The sequence below is a fragment of the Variovorax sp. 160MFSha2.1 genome, from assembly GCF_048305075.1.
Lineage (GTDB): Bacteria > Pseudomonadota > Gammaproteobacteria > Burkholderiales > Burkholderiaceae_C > Variovorax > Variovorax guangxiensis.
In genome coordinates, this window is record NZ_CP157624.1 from 4,513,890 (window position 1) to 4,529,849 (window position 15,960).

The following is a 15,960-nucleotide window of genomic DNA, read 5'->3' on the forward strand; positions in this document are numbered from 1 at the left end:
AAAAAGCTTCCGGCTATCTCGCCACGCCCAGCAGCCGGTCGAGCACCTGCGGCTGGGAGCGCAGCGAAGCGGCACTGTCCGTGTGCACGATGGTGCCGTGATCGAGCACCACCGCCTCGTCAGAGATCGCGAGGATCGCCTGCGGGTGCTGCTCCACGATGATCGCGGACAGGCCTTCGTCCTGCGTGATGCGGCGGATGGCGCGCAGCAGCTCTTCCACGATGATCGGCGCGAGCCCTTCGAGCGGCTCGTCGAGCAGCAGCAGCCTGGGGTTGAGCACCAGCGCGCGGCCCACCGCCAGCATCTGCTGCTCGCCGCCCGAGAGCTGCGTGCCCAGGTTGGTCTTGCGCTCGGCGAGGCGCGGGAACATCTCGTACACGCGCTGGGGCGTCCACTTGCCCGGCCGCTCCACCGCCGTGAGGTTCTCGTGCACGGTGAGCGACTTGAAGATGTTGCGCTCCTGCGGCACCCAGCCGATGCCGGCCGCCGCGCGCTGGTGCGGCGCGAGCTTGTGCAGCGCCTGCCCGCCCAGCGTGATGCTGCCCCCGTGCTGGCGCGTCGCGCCCGCGAGCGTGTTGATCAGCGTGGTCTTGCCCGTGCCGTTGCGGCCCAGGAGCGCCAGCGTCTGGCCCTCGCCGAGCGTGAAGGCCACGTCGTGCAGCACCACGGCCTCGCCGTAGCCCGCGCTCAGGTTTTCTATTCTCAGCAGCTCAGACATGGGCAGCCTCCGTTGCCGTGCCATGGCCCAGATAGACCTCCTTCACCTTCGGATCGTTGGCGATGGTCTCGGGGTCGCCCTCGGTCAGCAGGGTGCCGTTGACCAGCACCGTCATGCGGTCGGCGAAGCTGAACACCAGGTCCATGTCGTGCTCGATCAGCAGCACCGACACGTCGGCCGGCAGCGCGGCCACGGTCTGCAGCAGTTCCTCGCGCTCGCCCGCGGGCACGCCGGCCACGGGCTCGTCGAGCAGCAGCACGCGCGGCTCGCAGGCCAGCGCGATCGCGATCTCGAGCAGCCGGCGCTTGCCGTAGGCCAGGTGCTTCACCTGCTGCTGCGCCACGTCGCTCAGGTGGAACTGCTCCAGCAGCTGCGCCGCGCGCCCGGCGATGGCCTTGCTCGCGCCCAGCGGCTTCCACCACTGCGCGCCCGCGCCCTGGTGCTGCGACACCACCAGCGCCAGCGTTTCGAGCGGCGTCATGGAGTCGAAGAGCTGGTTGATCTGGAAGGTGCGCACCAGCCCGCGCGCCACGCGCTTGTGCGGCGCGAGCGAGGTGATGTCCTCGCCCATCAGCGTGATGCGGCCCTCGGTGGGCGTGAGCACGCCGGTGAGCTGGTTGATGAGCGTGGTCTTGCCCGCGCCGTTGGGGCCGATGAGCGCATGGCGCGCGCCGCGCCTGAGTTCCATCGACACGTTGTTGGTGGCGGTGATGCCGCCGAAGCGCATCACCAGGCCGTGGGTGGAAAGCACGGTTTCGCTCATGCCGCACCGCCTTTCTTGCCGCCCGCGCCGATCCAGGTCCAGGGCTTGAGCAGCCGGTCGCGCCCGACCAGCACCAGCAGCACCAGGATCAGGCCGATCCAGAACATCCAGTACTGCGGCGTCACGGCCGACAGCCAGGTCTGCAGCAGCTTGAACACGATGGCGCCCGCCACGCCGCCATAGAGCCAGCCCACGCCGCCGATGACCAGCATCAGCAGCACGTCGGCCGAACGGTCGAAGGCCAGCACGTCGAGCGAGGCGAAGCCGGTGGTCTGCGCGAGCAGTGCGCCGGCCGCGCCGGCGATGCCGGCCGCCACGGTGTAGATCACCACCAGCCGCGACACCACCGGAATGCCGATGGCCATGGCGCGCAGCCGGTTGTCGCGGATCGCCTTGAGCGTGGCGCCGAAGGGCGAATGCACGAGGCGGCGCATGAGCAGGAACAGCACCAGCATCACCGCCAGCGAATACCAGGCGGCCGTGCGGCCGTAGAGGTCGAACTCGAACATGCCGAGCACCGGCCCCATCACCACGCCCTGCAGGCCGTCGGCGCCGCCGGTGAGCCAGTCGAGCTTGTTGGCGAGTTCGAGCAGCAGCAGCGCCGTGCCCAGCGTGACCATCAGCCGCGTGAGGTCGCTGCCGCGCAGGATCGTCACGCTCGCCACCATGCCCAGCAGCGCGGCCAGCACGGTTGCGAACAGCAGGCCCACGGTCGGGTCGGGCATCACCAGCTTGGCGAACAGCGCAGCCGCATACGCACCGAAGCCGAAGAAGGCCGCATGGCCCAGCGACACGATGCCGGTGTAGCCCAGGATCAGGTCGAGCGACATCGCGAACAGCGCGACGATGGCGATCTCGTTGACCAGCAGCGAGTGCGAGGGCATCACGAGCGGCAGCGCGAAGGCCGCGGCCCAGACCACGAATTCGAGCGGGCGCCAGCGCGCCTTGCGCAGCAGGGCCGACTGGAAATCGGCGACGACGGGAAGAGGCGTGCTCATTCAGCGTCCTCCCTTGCGCGTGAAGAGGCCTTGCGGGCGCCACATCAGGATCAGGATCATCAGCAGGTAGACGGTGAACGCGCCCATCTTCGGAATGAAGTACTTGCCCGCCACGTCGGCGATGCCCAGCAGCAGCGCCGCCGCAAGCGGCCCGGTGATCGACGAGGTGCCGCCGACGGACACCACGATCAGGAAATAGATCATGTACTTGAGCGGGAAGGTCGGATCGAGCCCCAGGATCTCGGCGCCCAGCGCGCCGCCCAGCCCCGCCAGGCCCGAGCCCACCGCGAAGGTCAGCAGGAACACGACGTTGACGTTGATGCCCAGCCCCGCCGCCACGCGCGGGTCGTCGACCGCCGCGCGCAGCCGGCTGCCGAAGCGCGTCTTCGAAAGAATGAGCTGCAGCACCACCGTGAGCACCGCGCACACGCCGATGATGAAGAGCCGGTAGTGCCCCATGCCCAGCAGCAGCGCGCCGTCGCCGATCTCGGTGCGCCCGCGCAGCCATTCGGGCAGCTGCACGTTCTGCTGCGAAGAGCCCACGAAGTAGTCGACCGCCGCCACCGCCATGAAGGCCAGGCCGATGGAAAACAGCACCTGGTCGAGATGCGGCTTGCCGTACATCGGCCGGTAGAGCGTTCGCTCCAGCACCGCGCCGGCCAGCGCGACGACGATGAAAGCGAGCGGCAGGCACGCAAGGAACGGCACGCCCAGCTTCTGCATGGCGAACACCGTGAGATAGCCGCCCGCCATGGCGAAGGCGCCGTGCGCGAGGTTGATGAAGTTCATCAGCCCCAGCGTCACGGCCAGGCCGACGGCGAGCACGAACAGCAGCATGCCGTAGGCGATGCCGTCGAAAAGAATGGTGAGCATGCGAGGGTCTTCGATGCAGTCGCGAAAGCGGAAAGCCGAACGCAGAAGGAAGACAAAAACTACGCGAAAGTCGCAGAGAAAACCATCTTTGGTTTCCTTCTGCGACTTTCGCGGAACCTTCGCGACTTCTGCGTTCGGCTGCCCGATCCCGTATTACTTGGCTTTGCCCGGGTCCTTGACGCCCTTGATCACGTCGAATTCGACGTTGTAGAGCTGCCCGTCCTTCTTCTCGACCTTGCGCAGGTACACGTCCTGCACGATGTCGCGCGTCTGCGCGTCGATCAGCACCTGGCCGCGCGGGCTCTCGAAGACCTGGCCCTTCATGGCCGCCAGCAGCGCCTCGCCGCCGCCCTGGCCCTTGGTGGCCTTGAGCGCTTCATAGATGACGCGCATGCCGTCATAGCCGCCCACGGCCATGAAGTTGGGACGCATCTTGGGGTTGGCCTTCTCGAAGGCCTCGACGAACTTCTTGTTCAGCGCCGAGGGGTGCGCGGCCGAGTAGTGGTGCGAGGTGACCACGCCCAGCGCGCCGTCGCCCATGTCGTTGAGCTGGTCGTCGTCGGTCACGTCGCCGGTGGCGATCATGCGGATGCCGGCCTTGTCCATGCCGCGTTCCAGGAACTGCTTCATCACCGCGGCGCCGGCGCCCGAGGGCACGAAGACGAAGAGCGCGTCGGGCTTCACGTCGCGCACCTTCTGCAGGAAGGGGGCGAAGTCGGGGTTGCGCAGCGGCACGCGCAGCTTGTCGAGCACCTTGCCGCCGTTGAGCTGGAAGCGCTCGGTGAAGAACTTCTCGGCGTCGTTGCCGGGGCCGTAGTCGGCCACCAGCGTCACCACGGTCTTCACGCCGTTCTTCGGCGCCCAGTCGCCCATGGCCACCGACACCTGCGGCAGCGTGAAGCTCGAACGGACGATGTAGGGCGATGCCTCGGTGATGCTCGACGTGGCGGCGGCCATCACGACTTCGGGCGTCTTCGACTGGGTGGCGATGGGCGCCACGGCGAGCGCCAGGGGCGTCAGGCCGAAGCCGGCCAGCACGTTGACCTTGTCGTTCACCACCAGCTCCTGAGCCAGGCGCTTGGTCACGTCGGGCAGGCCGGTGTCGTCCTTGACGATCAGTTCCACCTTCCTGCCGGCCACGGTGTCGCCGTTCTGGGCCATGTACAGGCGCGCGGCGGCTTCGATCTGGCGGCCCGTGGAGGCCGACTGGCCCGTCATCGGAAGGATCAGGCCGATCTTGAACTTGTTGTCCTGGGCACTGGCCAGCGACATCGAAAGTGCAAGAGCCGACAGGGCGGCGGTCTGGATGAGATGGCGTCTTTGCATGTGTTTTCCTTAGAGGGGCGGAACGCGAACCGGGGCTATTTTCAACACTTTGCAACATCCGGCGCAGCAGGCAATCACCTAGCCGGCCACAGTCGCTGACCTTTGTTGCGCGATTGACAAATGAACTGCGCGATGATCGCGCAAGGCAGTCTTCGGCCCGTCACGGGCCGCTTGCATCAGCTGTCGGCGCGGTAGGCGGAATCGAGGGTGAGCGTGCCCACGGCACGCGACACGCAGGCGCAGATGCGGGTGGTCGATTTCTTCTCGTGCTCGCTGAGGAATACGTCGCGGTGGTCGACCTCGCCGTCGACGGCGATCACGTCCATGGCGCACAGGCCGCATTCGCCGCGCCTGCAGTCCGAGAGCGTCTGCACGCCCGCCGCATCGAGCGCATCGAGCAGCGTGCAGTCGGCAGGCACGGTGATGGTCAGGTCGTGGCGCGGAATGCGCACCTCGAAGGACTGCGTGGCCAGCCGGCCGCTGCTGCCGAAGGTCTCGAAACGCAGGTCGGCGATGGGGCGGCCCGCCGCCTGCCAGGCGCGCTTGAGGGCCTCGAGCATCGGCACCGGGCCGCAGGTGTAGAGCTGGGCGCCGGGCGGCAGCGCGGCGATGGCGGCTGCGAAGTCGATGGGTGCTGCACCCTCGTGGGCTTCGACGCCTTCGTCTCCCAGCGCCTCGCGCAGGTGCGGGAGGTAGCCGAACTCGTCGGCGTTGCGAGCGCCGTAGAGCATCTTCACCGGCACGCCGGTGCGCTTCGCATGCGCGGCCAGCCGCTGCGCCATCAGCACCAGCGGGGTGATGCCGATGCCGCCGGCCACCAGCAGGTAGCCCGGGGCCGACAGGTCGAGCGGAAAGTGGTTCTGCGGCGCGCTCACCTGCAAGCGGTCGCCCACCGCAAGCCGCCACATCGCGAGCGAGCCTCCGCGGCCGTCGTCGAGGCGCTTGACGGCGATGCGCCAGCAGCGGCCGTCGCCCTCGCCCACCAGCGAGTAAGAGCGCGTCTGCACCCTGCCCTGCGCCGTGAGCACCTGCACCTGGAGGTGGGCGCCGGGTTCATGGGGCGCGGCGAATCCGCTCTCGGGGCGCAGTTCGAACTCGCGCACGGTGGGCGTCACGTCGCGCAGAGCGACGACCTGCGCCTGCATCCATTGAAGATCGCTTTTCATCGGGGAACACCAAGGGGGAAAAAAAGAAAGTGAATCAGCCGCGCCGGCGGATCAGCTGCACGCCCGGCAGCGGACGCTGCTCGGCGGTGGGCGTGCCGTGCAACGCTTCGCGCAGGTTGCGCCGCGCGATGCGGCTGTGTTCGCGCATCAGCGCCTCGGCGCGCGAGCCCTCGCCGGACTCGATGGCATCGAGCACCTGCACGTGCTGGTCCTGCGCGACCACGAGCATGTCGCGCGCGGCCGGCGAATTGGCCTGCACCACGACGAAGCCCGAGGGCGAGGCGAAAGGCAGGTTGATCACGCGCTCCAGCTGCTGCGCGATGACGGGGCTGGCCGCCATCTCGCACAGCAGCGCGTGGAAGCGCTCGTTGTGCGTCACGTAGCGCGAGAAGGCGGCGTCGTCGAGCGCGGGCTCGCGCAGCAGTTCGTCGATGCGCTGCAGGCAGGCGCGCGCCTCGCGCAACACCACCGGCGCGGCGCCGCGCTCGGCCGCGAGCCGGGCCACCAGGCCTTCGAGCGTGCCGCGCAGCTCGATGGCGTCGGCCACGTCGCGCTCCGAGAAGGTGCGCACCGCATAGCCGCCGTTGGGCAGCGCCTCGAGCAGGCCCTCCTGTTCGAGCCGCATCAGCGCGGTGCGCACCGGCGTGCGCGACACGCCGAGCTGCTCGGAGATCGCCACCTCGGCGATGCGCGCGCCGCCGGGCAGTTCGCCCGCGAGGATCATCTCGCGCAGCCGCAGCTGCGCCTTGACGGCCTGCGAACTGCCGCTGTCGCCGGGCTCGGCGGCAGCGGAGATGGCCGCGACCTTCACACGGCTCACGCGGCCTCCTTCTCGGCCGGCCGGATCGGGATCGCCGCGCGCGCGGGCCTCTCCTTCTCGACCATGCGGTCGATCAGCTTGCGCGCCCACATCGAGCCGGCGTCGATGTTGAGGTTGTAGAACTGGTGGTCGGGGTGCTCGTCGATGGCCTTCTGCTGCGCCTCGAGCACGAGTTCGTCCTCGCGGAAGATGCCGGCGACGCCTTCGCGCAGCTCATGCGTCAGGCGCTGCTCTCCCAGGCAGTAGTTGCGCGCGAAGGCCCAGAAGTACAGGCAGGTCTTGTCGGTCTCGGGCGTGATGGTGTTGAGCACATAGCCGTTGACGCCCTTGCTGCGGTCGCCCGGGTTTCCGTCGGAGGGCACCGCGCCGCTGCCGGCCTCGGCCACGCCGACGTCGATGTTCACGGTGCACGGGCCTTCGAATCGGATGATCTGCCAGCGGTCGACCTTGCCGGTGTAGCCGCGCGCATGCCTGATCTGGCCGCCCCAGAACGGCGGCGGATCGATGTTCTCCATCCACCGCGTGACGGTGGCAGAGCGGTCGCCGTGCGTGGCGACGAAGGGCGCCTCGGCCACTTCGCGGTTGCCGATGGAGGAGCCGTGCACGAAGGTCTCGTGCGTCAGGTCCATGAGGTTGTCGACGACGAGGCGGTAGTCGCAGTGGACCCGGATCATCTTGCCGTCGCCGGCCCAGGCGGGGTCGTCGTTCCAGTGCATGTCGGGAATGAGCGCCGGGTCGGCCTTTGCCGGATCGCCGGGCCAGATCCAGACGAAGCGGTGCTTCTCCGCCACCGGAAAGCTGCGCACGCAGGCCGAGGGGTTCAGCGTCTCCTGGCTGGGCATGTGGGTGCAGCGGCCCTGGCTGTTGTAGACAAGGCCGTGGTAGCCGCAGACCACCTCGTCGCCTTCGAGGCGGCCGAGCGACAGCGGCATCAGGCGGTGCCAGCAGGCGTCTTCGAGCGCGGCCACCTGGCCGTCGGTGCGGCGAAAGAGCACCATTTTCTGGTTGCAGATGGTGCGTGGCAGCAGCGCGTGGCGCACTTCGACGTCGTAGGCGGCGGCATACCAGGCGTTCAGGGGGAAGGCAGTCGTGGGCGTTTTCATGAATACTCAATGTATACAGAAATGGCGAAATTTCCAGCGAAATTGAGCATTTCGAGGGTAAACACCGAGTTCGCTGTATACAGTCATTAACGTTTCTCAGGCGCTACGATGTTCCGTTCGTTCCTCCCAAAGATCACGACGGAGTCATCCATGTCACAGCACGCCGCCTTGCCTGCCCGCTACGACCACGTGGGCAGTTTCCTGCGTCCCAAGTACCTTCTCGAAGCCCGTGAGCAGAATGCCAAGGGCGAAATCACGCCCGAGCAGCTTCGCCTCGTCGAGGACAAGGCGATCACCGAGATCGTCAGGTTCCAGGAAGACATCGGCCTGAAGAGCATCACCGACGGCGAATTCCGCCGCACCTACTTCCACATCGACTTCCTCGACCAGCTCGGCGGCGTGAAGACCGACATCCCGGTCACCATCCGCAAGCCCGACGGCACCGAAGAGCTGGCGCCTCCCGCGATGCGCGTGATCGACAAGGTCCGCCACGTCAAGGACATCCAGCTGGCCGACTTCCAGTACCTCAAGAGCCAGGTCTCGGCGGGCCGCACGCCGAAGGTGACGATCCCCTCGCCGACCATGCTGCACTTCCGCGGCGGCCGCGCCGGCATCAGCAAGGACGCCTACCCCGAGCTCGACCCCGCCTTCTACGACGACGTGGCCAAGGCCTACGGCGACGAACTGCGCTCGCTGGCCGCCGCCGGCTGCACCTACGTGCAGATGGACGACACCAACCTCGCCTACCTGTGCGACGAGCACATGCGCGAGGCCGCCCGCAAGCGCGGCGACGACCCCAACGAACTGCCGCACCGCTACGCCGCCTTCATCAACAAGGTGGTGGCGCAGAAGCCGCCGGGCATGCTCCTGGCCATGCACCTGTGCCGCGGCAACTTCAAGAGCACGCACGCCGCCGCCGGCAACTACGAGCCCGTGGCGGAAGCGCTGCTCAAGGAAATGGACCTCGACGCCTACTTCATGGAATACGACGACGCCCGCTCGGGCGACTTCAAGCCGCTGCGCTACCTGCCCAAGGGCAAGACGGTGGTGCTCGGCCTCGTGACCACCAAGTTCGGCGAGATGGAGGACAAGGACGAACTCAAGCGCCGCATCGAGGACGCCGCCAAGTACGCCTCGCTCGACCAGCTCGCGCTGTCGCCGCAGTGCGGCTTTTCCAGCACCGTGCACGGCAACAACATCGCGGTGGAAGCGCAGCGCAACAAGCTGCGCCTGGTGGTCGAGACGGCGCAGGAGGTCTGGGGCTCGACCTGAAGCCCGCTTTCTGTTGAAGTCGGGGCCCATGACGACTCACATCTACTCAGGCCCCCTCAGCATGTTCGGCGCCAAGGTCGAGATCGCGGCACGCGAGAAAGGCGTGCCCTTCGAACTGGTCATGGTGCCCTTCATCGAAGGAGACCACTATGAGCCCAAGCACCCCGAGGTGCTCCGGGTCAACCCGGTCAAGCAGCAGGTGCCGGTGCTGGTCGACGACGAGGTCTCGCTCTTCGATTCGACGCAGATCTTCGAGTACCTGGAAGACCGCTATCCCAGCCCCGCGCTGTGGCCCGAAGGCATTGCCGATCGGGCCCGTGCGCGGCAGCTGGAGCAGAAATCGGACGAGGTCTTCTTCCCGAACGTGATCAAGCTCTTCGGCCTGCAGGAGGCCATGCAGAGCGCTCCCGCGATCGCGGCCTGTGCCGGTTGCGCGCGCTTCTACGAGGAGGTGGAAGGCCTGCTCGCCACGCGCGAGTACCTGGCCGGCCCCTACTCCTTCGCCGACATCGCCTTCTACATGGCCTGCGTGTTCGCCGACCGCAAGGGCGCGGGCATGACCGAGGCCACGCCGCGCCTGCTGGCATGGCGCACGCGCGTGGGCGACCGGCCCGCGGTTCGCGCGTCGGTCGATCCGATGATGCGCTTCCTCGCCTCGCAGGGACGGGGCGTGCCGGCCTTCCTGCAGCGCTGAAGGGACACTGAAGGCACCGCGCCAGGCGCTGAGGCATCATCCCAGTCCATGCCGACCAAAGAGTTCGACTGGCTGCCTTCTCCCTCGCAGCACTTTCTCGTCGTCACTTTCGCGCTGCTGGTCTATGTGCTGACCACGCGCGCGCGCCGCGAGCAGCGCGCTCCCACCACCGCCATCGCCTGGGTCATGGGGCTGGTGCTGATGCCCTATTTCATCCTGCCGATGTACCTGCTGTTCGGCCAGCGCAAGCTGCGCCCGGCGGGCTCGCCCCGGCCGCCGCGCTCGGTGCCGCCGGGCCATTGGGCCGCCGACCTGATCGAGAGCTTCGGCCTCGCGCCGCCGGGGCGCAGCGCGATCCGCATGCACGCCGACGGCGAGGCCGCGCGCGAGGCGCTTTGGGAGGTGATCGACGGCGCGCGCGAGCGCATCGACGTGTGCACCTTCATCATCGGCGACGACCCGCTGGGCCACGCGGTGCTGGAGCGGCTCGCGCAACGGGCGCGCGAGGGCATCAAGGTGCGGGTGCTGCTCGACGGCTTCGGCGCGCTTTCGCTGCCGCGCCATCACTTCGACCGGCTGCGCGCGGCGGGCGGCGAGGTGGCGGTGTTCCGCCCCTTCTTCAGCCTGCGCCGCATCGGGCCGCGCAACCTGCGCAACCACCGCAAGTTCACCATCGCCGACGACGGCTGGCTGTGGTCGGGCGGACGCAACCTCGCCGACGAGTACTTCACCGGCAACGACGAGCATCCAGAGGCCTGGCGCGATCTTTCCTTCGACCTGCGCGGCAGCGTGGCGGCCGCGGCGGCGCGCCAGTTCGACCACGACTGGGCCTCGGTGCGCAGCCGCAAGGCGCGAGCCATCACCGCGCCCGATGCGGAAGGCCCTGGCACGGCCATGGCGCAGTTCCTGCCGAGCGGCCCCGACCAGACGGAAGACACGGCGCATGCACTGCTGATCGACGCCTGCTTCCGCGCCGAGCACCGCATCCTCGCCATCACGCCCTACTTCGTGCCCGGCGACGGCCTGCGCGATGCCCTGCGGCTGGCCGCGCGCCGCGGCGTGCAGGTGACCATCGCGATGCCCGCCCGCTCCAACCACCGGCTGGCCGACTTCGTGCGCGCACGCGCCATGCGCGACCTCGCGCGCGCGGGCGTGAGCTTTCGCATGCTGCCCTTCATGGCCCACGCCAAGGCGGTGGTGGTCGACGAAGAGCTCGCGATGTGCGGATCGATCAACCTCGACCTGCGCAGCCTGCTGCTCAACCACGAGGCGGCGGTCGTGTTCTACGGGCAGGACCACATCGAATGGCTGGCCGAGTGGATCGAAACCACGGCTTCGGCCGGCGAGCCCTATCGCGCGCGGCGCCCGGGGCTGCTGCGCGACGTGGCCGAGGGGCTGCTGCTCACCGTTGCTTTCCAGCTCTAGGCGCCCGAGGGCCGGAGCGGGGTCTGTAATCCAAGATGTACAGATGCAACAAATCTGAAACCAATTGAACAAGCACACTAAAATACCCACCGGTTTCGGGGATTGACAAACCTTCACGTCCCGCCGGGTCATCACCGGACGGGCACCGGCGGATCTCCCGGCACCCCCTGCCTGGCGGGGTAGCCCGCTCGGGCGCGGCCCTTCACCGGGCCCCGCCGGAGCGCCGTTCGTGGAGTCTTGCGCCCCGGTCCCCGGGGAAAACCGATGCGAGCTTTCTTCTCGCTGCGCGCCCTGGCGAATCTGGCGAACCCGGCCCTGATGCTGGCGACAACGCTTTTCGCACTGTCCGGAATCCCGTCGACCGCCTTCGCCGCCATGGACGAGATCGGCCGGGCCGCCCCGAGCACCCATCGCCTGAAGTTCATCGTCGATCCCGAACTGGCCGCCGACATCGGCCCCGCTGAAGCCGGCCGCCGGCTCGCGCAGTACGTGGCCGACGTCAACACCGTGTTCACGCGCGAGACGGTGCGCAGCTTCTCCTTCGACCCCGCCGCCGACCTGCAGCTGACCGCGCCCGCCAACGCGCCGCAGTGCAGCTACAGCGGGTTGGTCAATGGCGAGGTGGTGGTGTGCGTCTCGAAATCCATCCGCGGCTACAGCCACGGCGGGCTTTCCACGAGCTGGACCTTCCCGCAGAAGGGCGTGGCCTGGAACCTGAACTGGATCGCCATCCACGACCCGCTGCGCCTGACGCGCGCCCCCACGCCGGGCGCGCCCGAGTCCACCGAGAAGGACTACCTCGCCCGCCAGCTCAAGACCCTGCTGCACGAACTGGAGCACGTGTTCGGCGCGGGCTCGGGCGAGTACTACAACAGCGTCGCGGTGACCGACACCACCGGCGTCGCGCCCGTCACCGACCTCGCGCTGGCCAGCGACAGCGACCGCTACTGGTGGAGCCGCCAGCACTGGCGGCTCGACCCGCTGCTGGGCACCGTCTTCGAGCAGCGCCGCGACCCGGCCTCCAACCGCGTCGCCACGCTGGAGATGATCCGCTTCACCGCCGGCACCAAGGCCAACATCGACACCGACTGGACCGACTGGCCCAAGCTCGGCAGTTCGAAATTCATGGCGGGCACCGCAGCCACGCAGGTGCGCGTCACCGACCGCGACACCGGCGCCGCCCTGCCCGGCGCACAGGTGTCGGTATGGCGCAACCCGGGCCCCGGCAAGCCGCTGGTGATGCTCGCGACCGGCGTGGCCGACGCCTCGGGCCGCTACCAGTTCGACTGGGACTGCGGCTTCAGCTGCTTCGCCGTAGGCAAGACCACGCTGCTGGTGAAGGCGCGCTCGGCCAACCGCGCGCCCGGCGCGACCTGGTTCACCATCTTCGATGCCTTCGAGCAGAAGGCGGTGCACGGGCAGACGATGTTCACCATCGACCTCCCTCTCGGCAGCCCCGACACCACTGCGCCCACCGTGTCGGTGGCGGCGCCGTCGATGGCCACAGTGGGGCAGCTCACCGTCATCGCGCCCGCGGTGGTCGACAACGCGAGCATCGTCGGCGTGAAGGTGGTGAGCCGCGACAGCATTCCGATCTGCACTTTCACCGCCCCGCCCTACACCTGCAGCTGGACGCCGAGTGCGCCCGGCGTGCAGACCATCCGCGTGATCGCGCTCGATGCGGCCGGCAATTCGGCCGTGGCGTCGGCTAACGTGATAGTCAACGCGCCTTCGGACATCGTGCCGCCGGCCGTGGCGCTGGCGGTGCCGCCCAGCGTGCCGGTGGGCGTGCCCGCAAGGCTCTCCGCCAACGCATCCGACAACGTGGGCGTGGCCGAGCTGAAGTTCGTCGTCGACGGCAGGACCGCCTGCACGCTGCGCGCCGCGCCGTATGTCTGCGCATGGACGCCGAAGCGCCCCGGCGCCGCGAACATCGAAGTGCGCGCCATGGACGCGGCGGGGAACATCGCCAGCACCTCCGCCAGCATGCGCATCGAGGGCCTGCGCGCCGAAGACCTCTGAAGCGGCTCAGTCCCGGTTGGTGAAGCTCGCGTTGCCCAGCCCGGTGCCGATGGTAAGCACGCCCCAGTGCCGCACGTCGCGCATGAAGGGCAGCTCGCTCAGGCCCTGCACCACCGCGTCGTTGTGCATCAGCACCAGCGTCGGGCCCGAACCCATCATCGGCATGCGGCGCCACAGCTGGCTGGGCAGGTGGAAGGCGTGGCCTTCCCAGTCGCCCGGCAGGTTCTGCGCGCCGCGCGCAATGGAGCCGTCGGGGCGGATCAGGCCCGGGCAGCCGATGCCGATGAAGGGCGCGAGCCGGATCTTCTTGCGCTCGCTGTAGAGGATCATGTCTTCGAGCATGCAGGCGATGTGATCGACCATGCCGCCGCGGTTGGGGCCTTCGTCTGCATGGCGCCACTTCTCGCGCCGCACCACCTTCGCGAGCGAGAAGTCGGGTGCCTTGCGGTGGCGCGTCTTCACGATGCCGCAGCGCACGTTGGTGCCGCCTATGTCCACGGCAAGGATCGCGTCGTGCCCCTTCAGCATGGCCGGCGGCACCAGATGCACCCAGCCGATCAGGCCGCCGTCGTCCACGTCGTGCGAGAGGCGCGCGATCTGCACGTGCACGCCCAGCTCCTCTAGGATTGCGCCGGTCTGCAGAATGGCGCGCTCGCCCACGTCGCTCTCTGGAAAGCCGCCCCCGATCACGATGCGCTGCACCTTCTTCCACGAGGGCTGGCGCATGAAGCGCTGGATGACCTGGGCCAGCTCCTGCGCGAACTCCTCGATGGCCACGTGCATCAGGTCGGTGGCTTCCGACGCCTTCTTCTCCTGCAGCACGCGGTCGAGTTCCTTCTTGCCGAGATCGCGCGAATGCGAGTTGCCCAGCGGATCCTTGCCCTTGCGGCGGCGGCGCTTGCGCCAGTGTTCGAGCAGTTCGCGGAAGGCTGTCTGGCTGGCCTGGTCGCCGACGAAGCCATCCTTGTCGCGCAGCTGGAGGCTGTAGCCGTCCACCTGCAGGCCGGGCAGTTCGCGCAGGCCGTGGACATCGGGGCCGGGGAGCGGGGCATCCTTCGCGGCCTGGGTCTTGGGGGTCTTTTTCTTCATCGCGGATCACTGTGGTCCCGAACGGCCGCCAGCCCCATCGGCACCGCACACCAAGGCGTGTAGGAGATCGACGGGTACGCGCAACGGGAGCTTGTCTATACACTGGCCCGGATGCACCTGCCCCGCAGCCTCCTGCGCGCCGCCCTGCTCTTCGCCCTCGCCTGGATTGCCCTGTGCGGCATCGCGCGGGCGGCGGACGAGACGTTGCGCGTCGGCTCCAAGCGCTTCACCGAGTCGTACATCCTCGCCGAGCTGCTGGCGCAGACGGCGGCGCCACACACGGCCACGCCACCCGTCGTGCGGCAGGGGCTGGGCAACACGGCCATCGTGTACGAGGCGCTGCGATCCGGTGCCATCGACCTCTACGCCGAGTACACCGGCACCATCGCGCTCGAGATCCTCAAGGGCGCGCCGGCAGGCACGCGCGAGGAGATGAACGCCGCGCTCGCGCCGATGGGCCTGGGCGTGGCGATACCGCTGGGTTTCAACGACGGCTATGCGCTCGCGGTGCGCGCCGCCGACGCCGACCGGCTGGGCCTGCGCACGCTGAGCGACCTCGCGAAGCACCCGGAGCTGAAGTTCGGCCTGTCGAACGAATTCATCGGCCGCGCCGACGGCTGGAAGGGCCTGGCCGGGCGCTACGGCTTCACGCAGACGCCCACCGGCCTGGACCACGGCCTGGCCTACGACGCGGTGGCCGCGAAGCAGATCGACGTGATCGACATCTACACCACCGACGCCAAGATCGACCACCTCGGCCTGCGCGTGCTGGAGGACGACAGGAAATACTTTCCGCGCTACGACGCCGTGGTGCTCTACAAGCTCGACCTGCCCAAGCGGCTGCCCAAGGCCTGGGCCGCGCTGAAGACGCTCGAAGGCAAGGTCGACGAGCACGCAATGATCGCGATGAATGCGCGCGCCGAACTGCAGGGCGTGCCCTTCGACGTGATCGCGCGCGACTTCCTGGCGAGCGCGGGCGGCAAGGACGCGAAAGCGCGGCCGAAGGAAGAACGCCGGGGCTTCACGGCCAAGCTGTTCGGCCCCGACCTGTGGAAGCTCGCGCGCCAGCACCTGCTGCTGGTGGCGCTGTCGGTGGGCATCGCCATCCTCGTCGGCGTGCCGATCGCGATCCTGGTGTTTCCGCACATGCGGCTGCGCGCGGTGGTGCTGGGTTTCGCGAGCCTGCTGCAGACCGTGCCCTCGCTAGCGCTTCTGGCCGTGCTGATCTCGATGCTGGGCGCCATCGGCGCGCTGCCGGCGCTGATCGCGCTCACGCTCTACTCGCTGCTGCCGATCATGCGCAACACGGTGACCGGCCTGGCCGAGGTGCCCAACGGCCTGCGGCTGGCCGGCACCGCGCTGGGCATGACGCCGCCGCAGAGCCTTCGCCTGGTGCTGCTGCCGCTCGCGCTGCCCACGCTGCTCGCGGGCGTGCGCACGGCCACGGCGATCGCCATCGGCACCGCGACCATCGCGGCCTTCATTGGCGCGGGCGGCTTCGGAGAACGCATCGTCACCGGCCTGGCCCTCAACGACCGCGAACTGCTGGTGGCAGGCGCACTGCCGGCGGCGGCACTGGCCCTGCTGAGCGAAGGCGTCTTCGAACTAGTCGAATACCTCATGCGCAGGCGCCGCCGGGCACCACCATCGTCGATGCCAACTTGACGCCGTCGCGAAGACGGGAGCGGACA

The 15,960-nt window shown here is 68.6% G+C and carries 14 protein-coding genes; 5 read left to right on the forward strand and 9 right to left on the reverse strand.

Annotated elements, in window-relative coordinates:
* Positions 1 to 13: 13 nt before the first annotated feature.
* From ABL838_RS20570 to ABL838_RS20605, 8 genes are all read right to left on the reverse strand, one after another.
* A complete protein-coding gene (locus ABL838_RS20570) occupies positions 14 to 718 on the reverse strand; it encodes an ABC transporter ATP-binding protein (RefSeq protein WP_184641378.1) in 705 nt (234 codons plus the stop codon).
* Entirely contained in the window at positions 711 to 1,481 is a 771-nt protein-coding gene (locus ABL838_RS20575) for an ABC transporter ATP-binding protein (RefSeq protein WP_418121651.1), read from the reverse strand. The genes ABL838_RS20570 and ABL838_RS20575 overlap by 8 nt, the downstream gene beginning before the upstream one ends.
* Positions 1,478 to 2,479: a branched-chain amino acid ABC transporter permease gene (locus ABL838_RS20580; RefSeq protein ID WP_126024906.1), complete on the reverse strand. Its 1,002-nt coding sequence runs from the start codon at positions 2,477 to 2,479 to the stop codon at positions 1,478 to 1,480. Before ABL838_RS20580 ends, ABL838_RS20575 begins: the two co-directional genes overlap by 4 nt.
* The gene (locus ABL838_RS20585) at positions 2,480 to 3,352 is read right to left on the reverse strand and encodes a branched-chain amino acid ABC transporter permease (RefSeq protein WP_126024905.1); all 873 of its coding nucleotides are present in this window, start codon (positions 3,350 to 3,352) and stop codon (positions 2,480 to 2,482) included. It abuts the gene before it with no gap.
* A 153-nt stretch (positions 3,353 to 3,505) separates the two neighbouring features.
* Positions 3,506 to 4,678 (reverse strand): ABC transporter substrate-binding protein, encoded by a 1,173-nt coding sequence (locus ABL838_RS20590; protein ID WP_418121652.1) that lies wholly within the window; start codon positions 4,676 to 4,678, stop codon positions 3,506 to 3,508.
* 176 nt (positions 4,679 to 4,854) lie between these two features.
* Complete coding sequence (locus ABL838_RS20595; protein WP_126024903.1) at positions 4,855 to 5,844, reverse strand: PDR/VanB family oxidoreductase; 990 nt, start codon at positions 5,842 to 5,844, stop codon at positions 4,855 to 4,857.
* A 34-nt stretch (positions 5,845 to 5,878) separates the two neighbouring features.
* Positions 5,879 to 6,655, reverse strand: coding sequence for a GntR family transcriptional regulator (locus ABL838_RS20600; RefSeq protein ID WP_184641472.1), 777 nt, complete (start codon positions 6,653 to 6,655; stop codon positions 5,879 to 5,881).
* A 5-nt stretch (positions 6,656 to 6,660) separates the two neighbouring features.
* Positions 6,661 to 7,767 (reverse strand): aromatic ring-hydroxylating dioxygenase subunit alpha, encoded by a 1,107-nt coding sequence (locus ABL838_RS20605; protein ID WP_184641384.1) that lies wholly within the window; start codon positions 7,765 to 7,767, stop codon positions 6,661 to 6,663.
* A gap of 150 nt (positions 7,768 to 7,917) precedes the next feature.
* Between ABL838_RS20605 and ABL838_RS20610 the strand changes: the two genes are divergently transcribed.
* The 4 genes from ABL838_RS20610 (at position 7,918) to ABL838_RS20625 (ending at position 13,180) form a co-directional block, all read left to right on the forward strand.
* A complete protein-coding gene (locus ABL838_RS20610) occupies positions 7,918 to 9,039 on the forward strand; it encodes a 5-methyltetrahydropteroyltriglutamate--homocysteine S-methyltransferase (RefSeq protein WP_126024901.1) in 1,122 nt (373 codons plus the stop codon).
* Positions 9,040 to 9,067: 28 nt separating this feature from the next.
* Complete coding sequence (locus tag ABL838_RS20615; RefSeq protein ID WP_418121653.1) at positions 9,068 to 9,733, forward strand: glutathione S-transferase family protein; 666 nt, start codon at positions 9,068 to 9,070, stop codon at positions 9,731 to 9,733.
* A 48-nt stretch (positions 9,734 to 9,781) separates the two neighbouring features.
* On the forward strand, positions 9,782 to 11,158 hold the full coding sequence (locus ABL838_RS20620) for a phospholipase D-like domain-containing protein (RefSeq protein WP_418121654.1): 1,377 nt from the start codon (positions 9,782 to 9,784) through the stop codon (positions 11,156 to 11,158).
* 264 nt (positions 11,159 to 11,422) lie between these two features.
* Entirely contained in the window at positions 11,423 to 13,180 is a 1,758-nt protein-coding gene (locus tag ABL838_RS20625; protein WP_418121655.1) for an Ig-like domain-containing protein, read from the forward strand.
* Positions 13,181 to 13,186: 6 nt separating this feature from the next.
* Here ABL838_RS20625 and ABL838_RS20630 read toward each other — a convergent pair whose 3' ends face one another.
* Positions 13,187 to 14,269 (reverse strand): ROK family protein, encoded by a 1,083-nt coding sequence (locus ABL838_RS20630; RefSeq protein ID WP_126024897.1) that lies wholly within the window; start codon positions 14,267 to 14,269, stop codon positions 13,187 to 13,189.
* 111 nt (positions 14,270 to 14,380) lie between these two features.
* Here ABL838_RS20630 and ABL838_RS20635 point away from each other — a divergent pair, with 111 nt between their 5' ends.
* The gene (locus tag ABL838_RS20635) at positions 14,381 to 15,934 is read left to right on the forward strand and encodes a glycine betaine ABC transporter substrate-binding protein (RefSeq protein WP_418121656.1); all 1,554 of its coding nucleotides are present in this window, start codon (positions 14,381 to 14,383) and stop codon (positions 15,932 to 15,934) included.
* Positions 15,935 to 15,960 lie beyond the last annotated feature (26 nt).

Bases quoted from the DNA above. Each gene is read 5' to 3' on its own strand.
- ABL838_RS20570 (WP_184641378.1), bottom strand. From the start codon at position 718: ATGTCTGAGCTGCTGAGAATAGAAAACCTGAGCGCGGGCTACGGCGAG.
- ABL838_RS20575 (WP_418121651.1), bottom strand. From the start codon at position 1,481: ATGAGCGAAACCGTGCTTTCCACCCACGGCCTGGTGATGCGCTTCGGC.
- ABL838_RS20580 (WP_126024906.1), bottom strand. From the start codon at position 2,479: ATGAGCACGCCTCTTCCCGTCGTCGCCGATTTCCAGTCGGCCCTGCTG.
- ABL838_RS20585 (WP_126024905.1), bottom strand. From the start codon at position 3,352: ATGCTCACCATTCTTTTCGACGGCATCGCCTACGGCATGCTGCTGTTC.
- ABL838_RS20590 (WP_418121652.1), bottom strand. From the start codon at position 4,678: ATGCAAAGACGCCATCTCATCCAGACCGCCGCCCTGTCGGCTCTTGCA.
- ABL838_RS20595 (WP_126024903.1), bottom strand. From the start codon at position 5,844: ATGAAAAGCGATCTTCAATGGATGCAGGCGCAGGTCGTCGCTCTGCGC.
- ABL838_RS20605 (WP_184641384.1), bottom strand. From the start codon at position 7,767: ATGAAAACGCCCACGACTGCCTTCCCCCTGAACGCCTGGTATGCCGCC.
- ABL838_RS20610 (WP_126024901.1), top strand. From the start codon at position 7,918: ATGTCACAGCACGCCGCCTTGCCTGCCCGCTACGACCACGTGGGCAGT.
- ABL838_RS20615 (WP_418121653.1), top strand. From the start codon at position 9,068: ATGACGACTCACATCTACTCAGGCCCCCTCAGCATGTTCGGCGCCAAG.
- ABL838_RS20620 (WP_418121654.1), top strand. From the start codon at position 9,782: ATGCCGACCAAAGAGTTCGACTGGCTGCCTTCTCCCTCGCAGCACTTT.
- ABL838_RS20625 (WP_418121655.1), top strand. From the start codon at position 11,423: ATGCGAGCTTTCTTCTCGCTGCGCGCCCTGGCGAATCTGGCGAACCCG.
- ABL838_RS20630 (WP_126024897.1), bottom strand. From the start codon at position 14,269: ATGAAGAAAAAGACCCCCAAGACCCAGGCCGCGAAGGATGCCCCGCTC.
- ABL838_RS20635 (WP_418121656.1), top strand. From the start codon at position 14,381: ATGCACCTGCCCCGCAGCCTCCTGCGCGCCGCCCTGCTCTTCGCCCTC.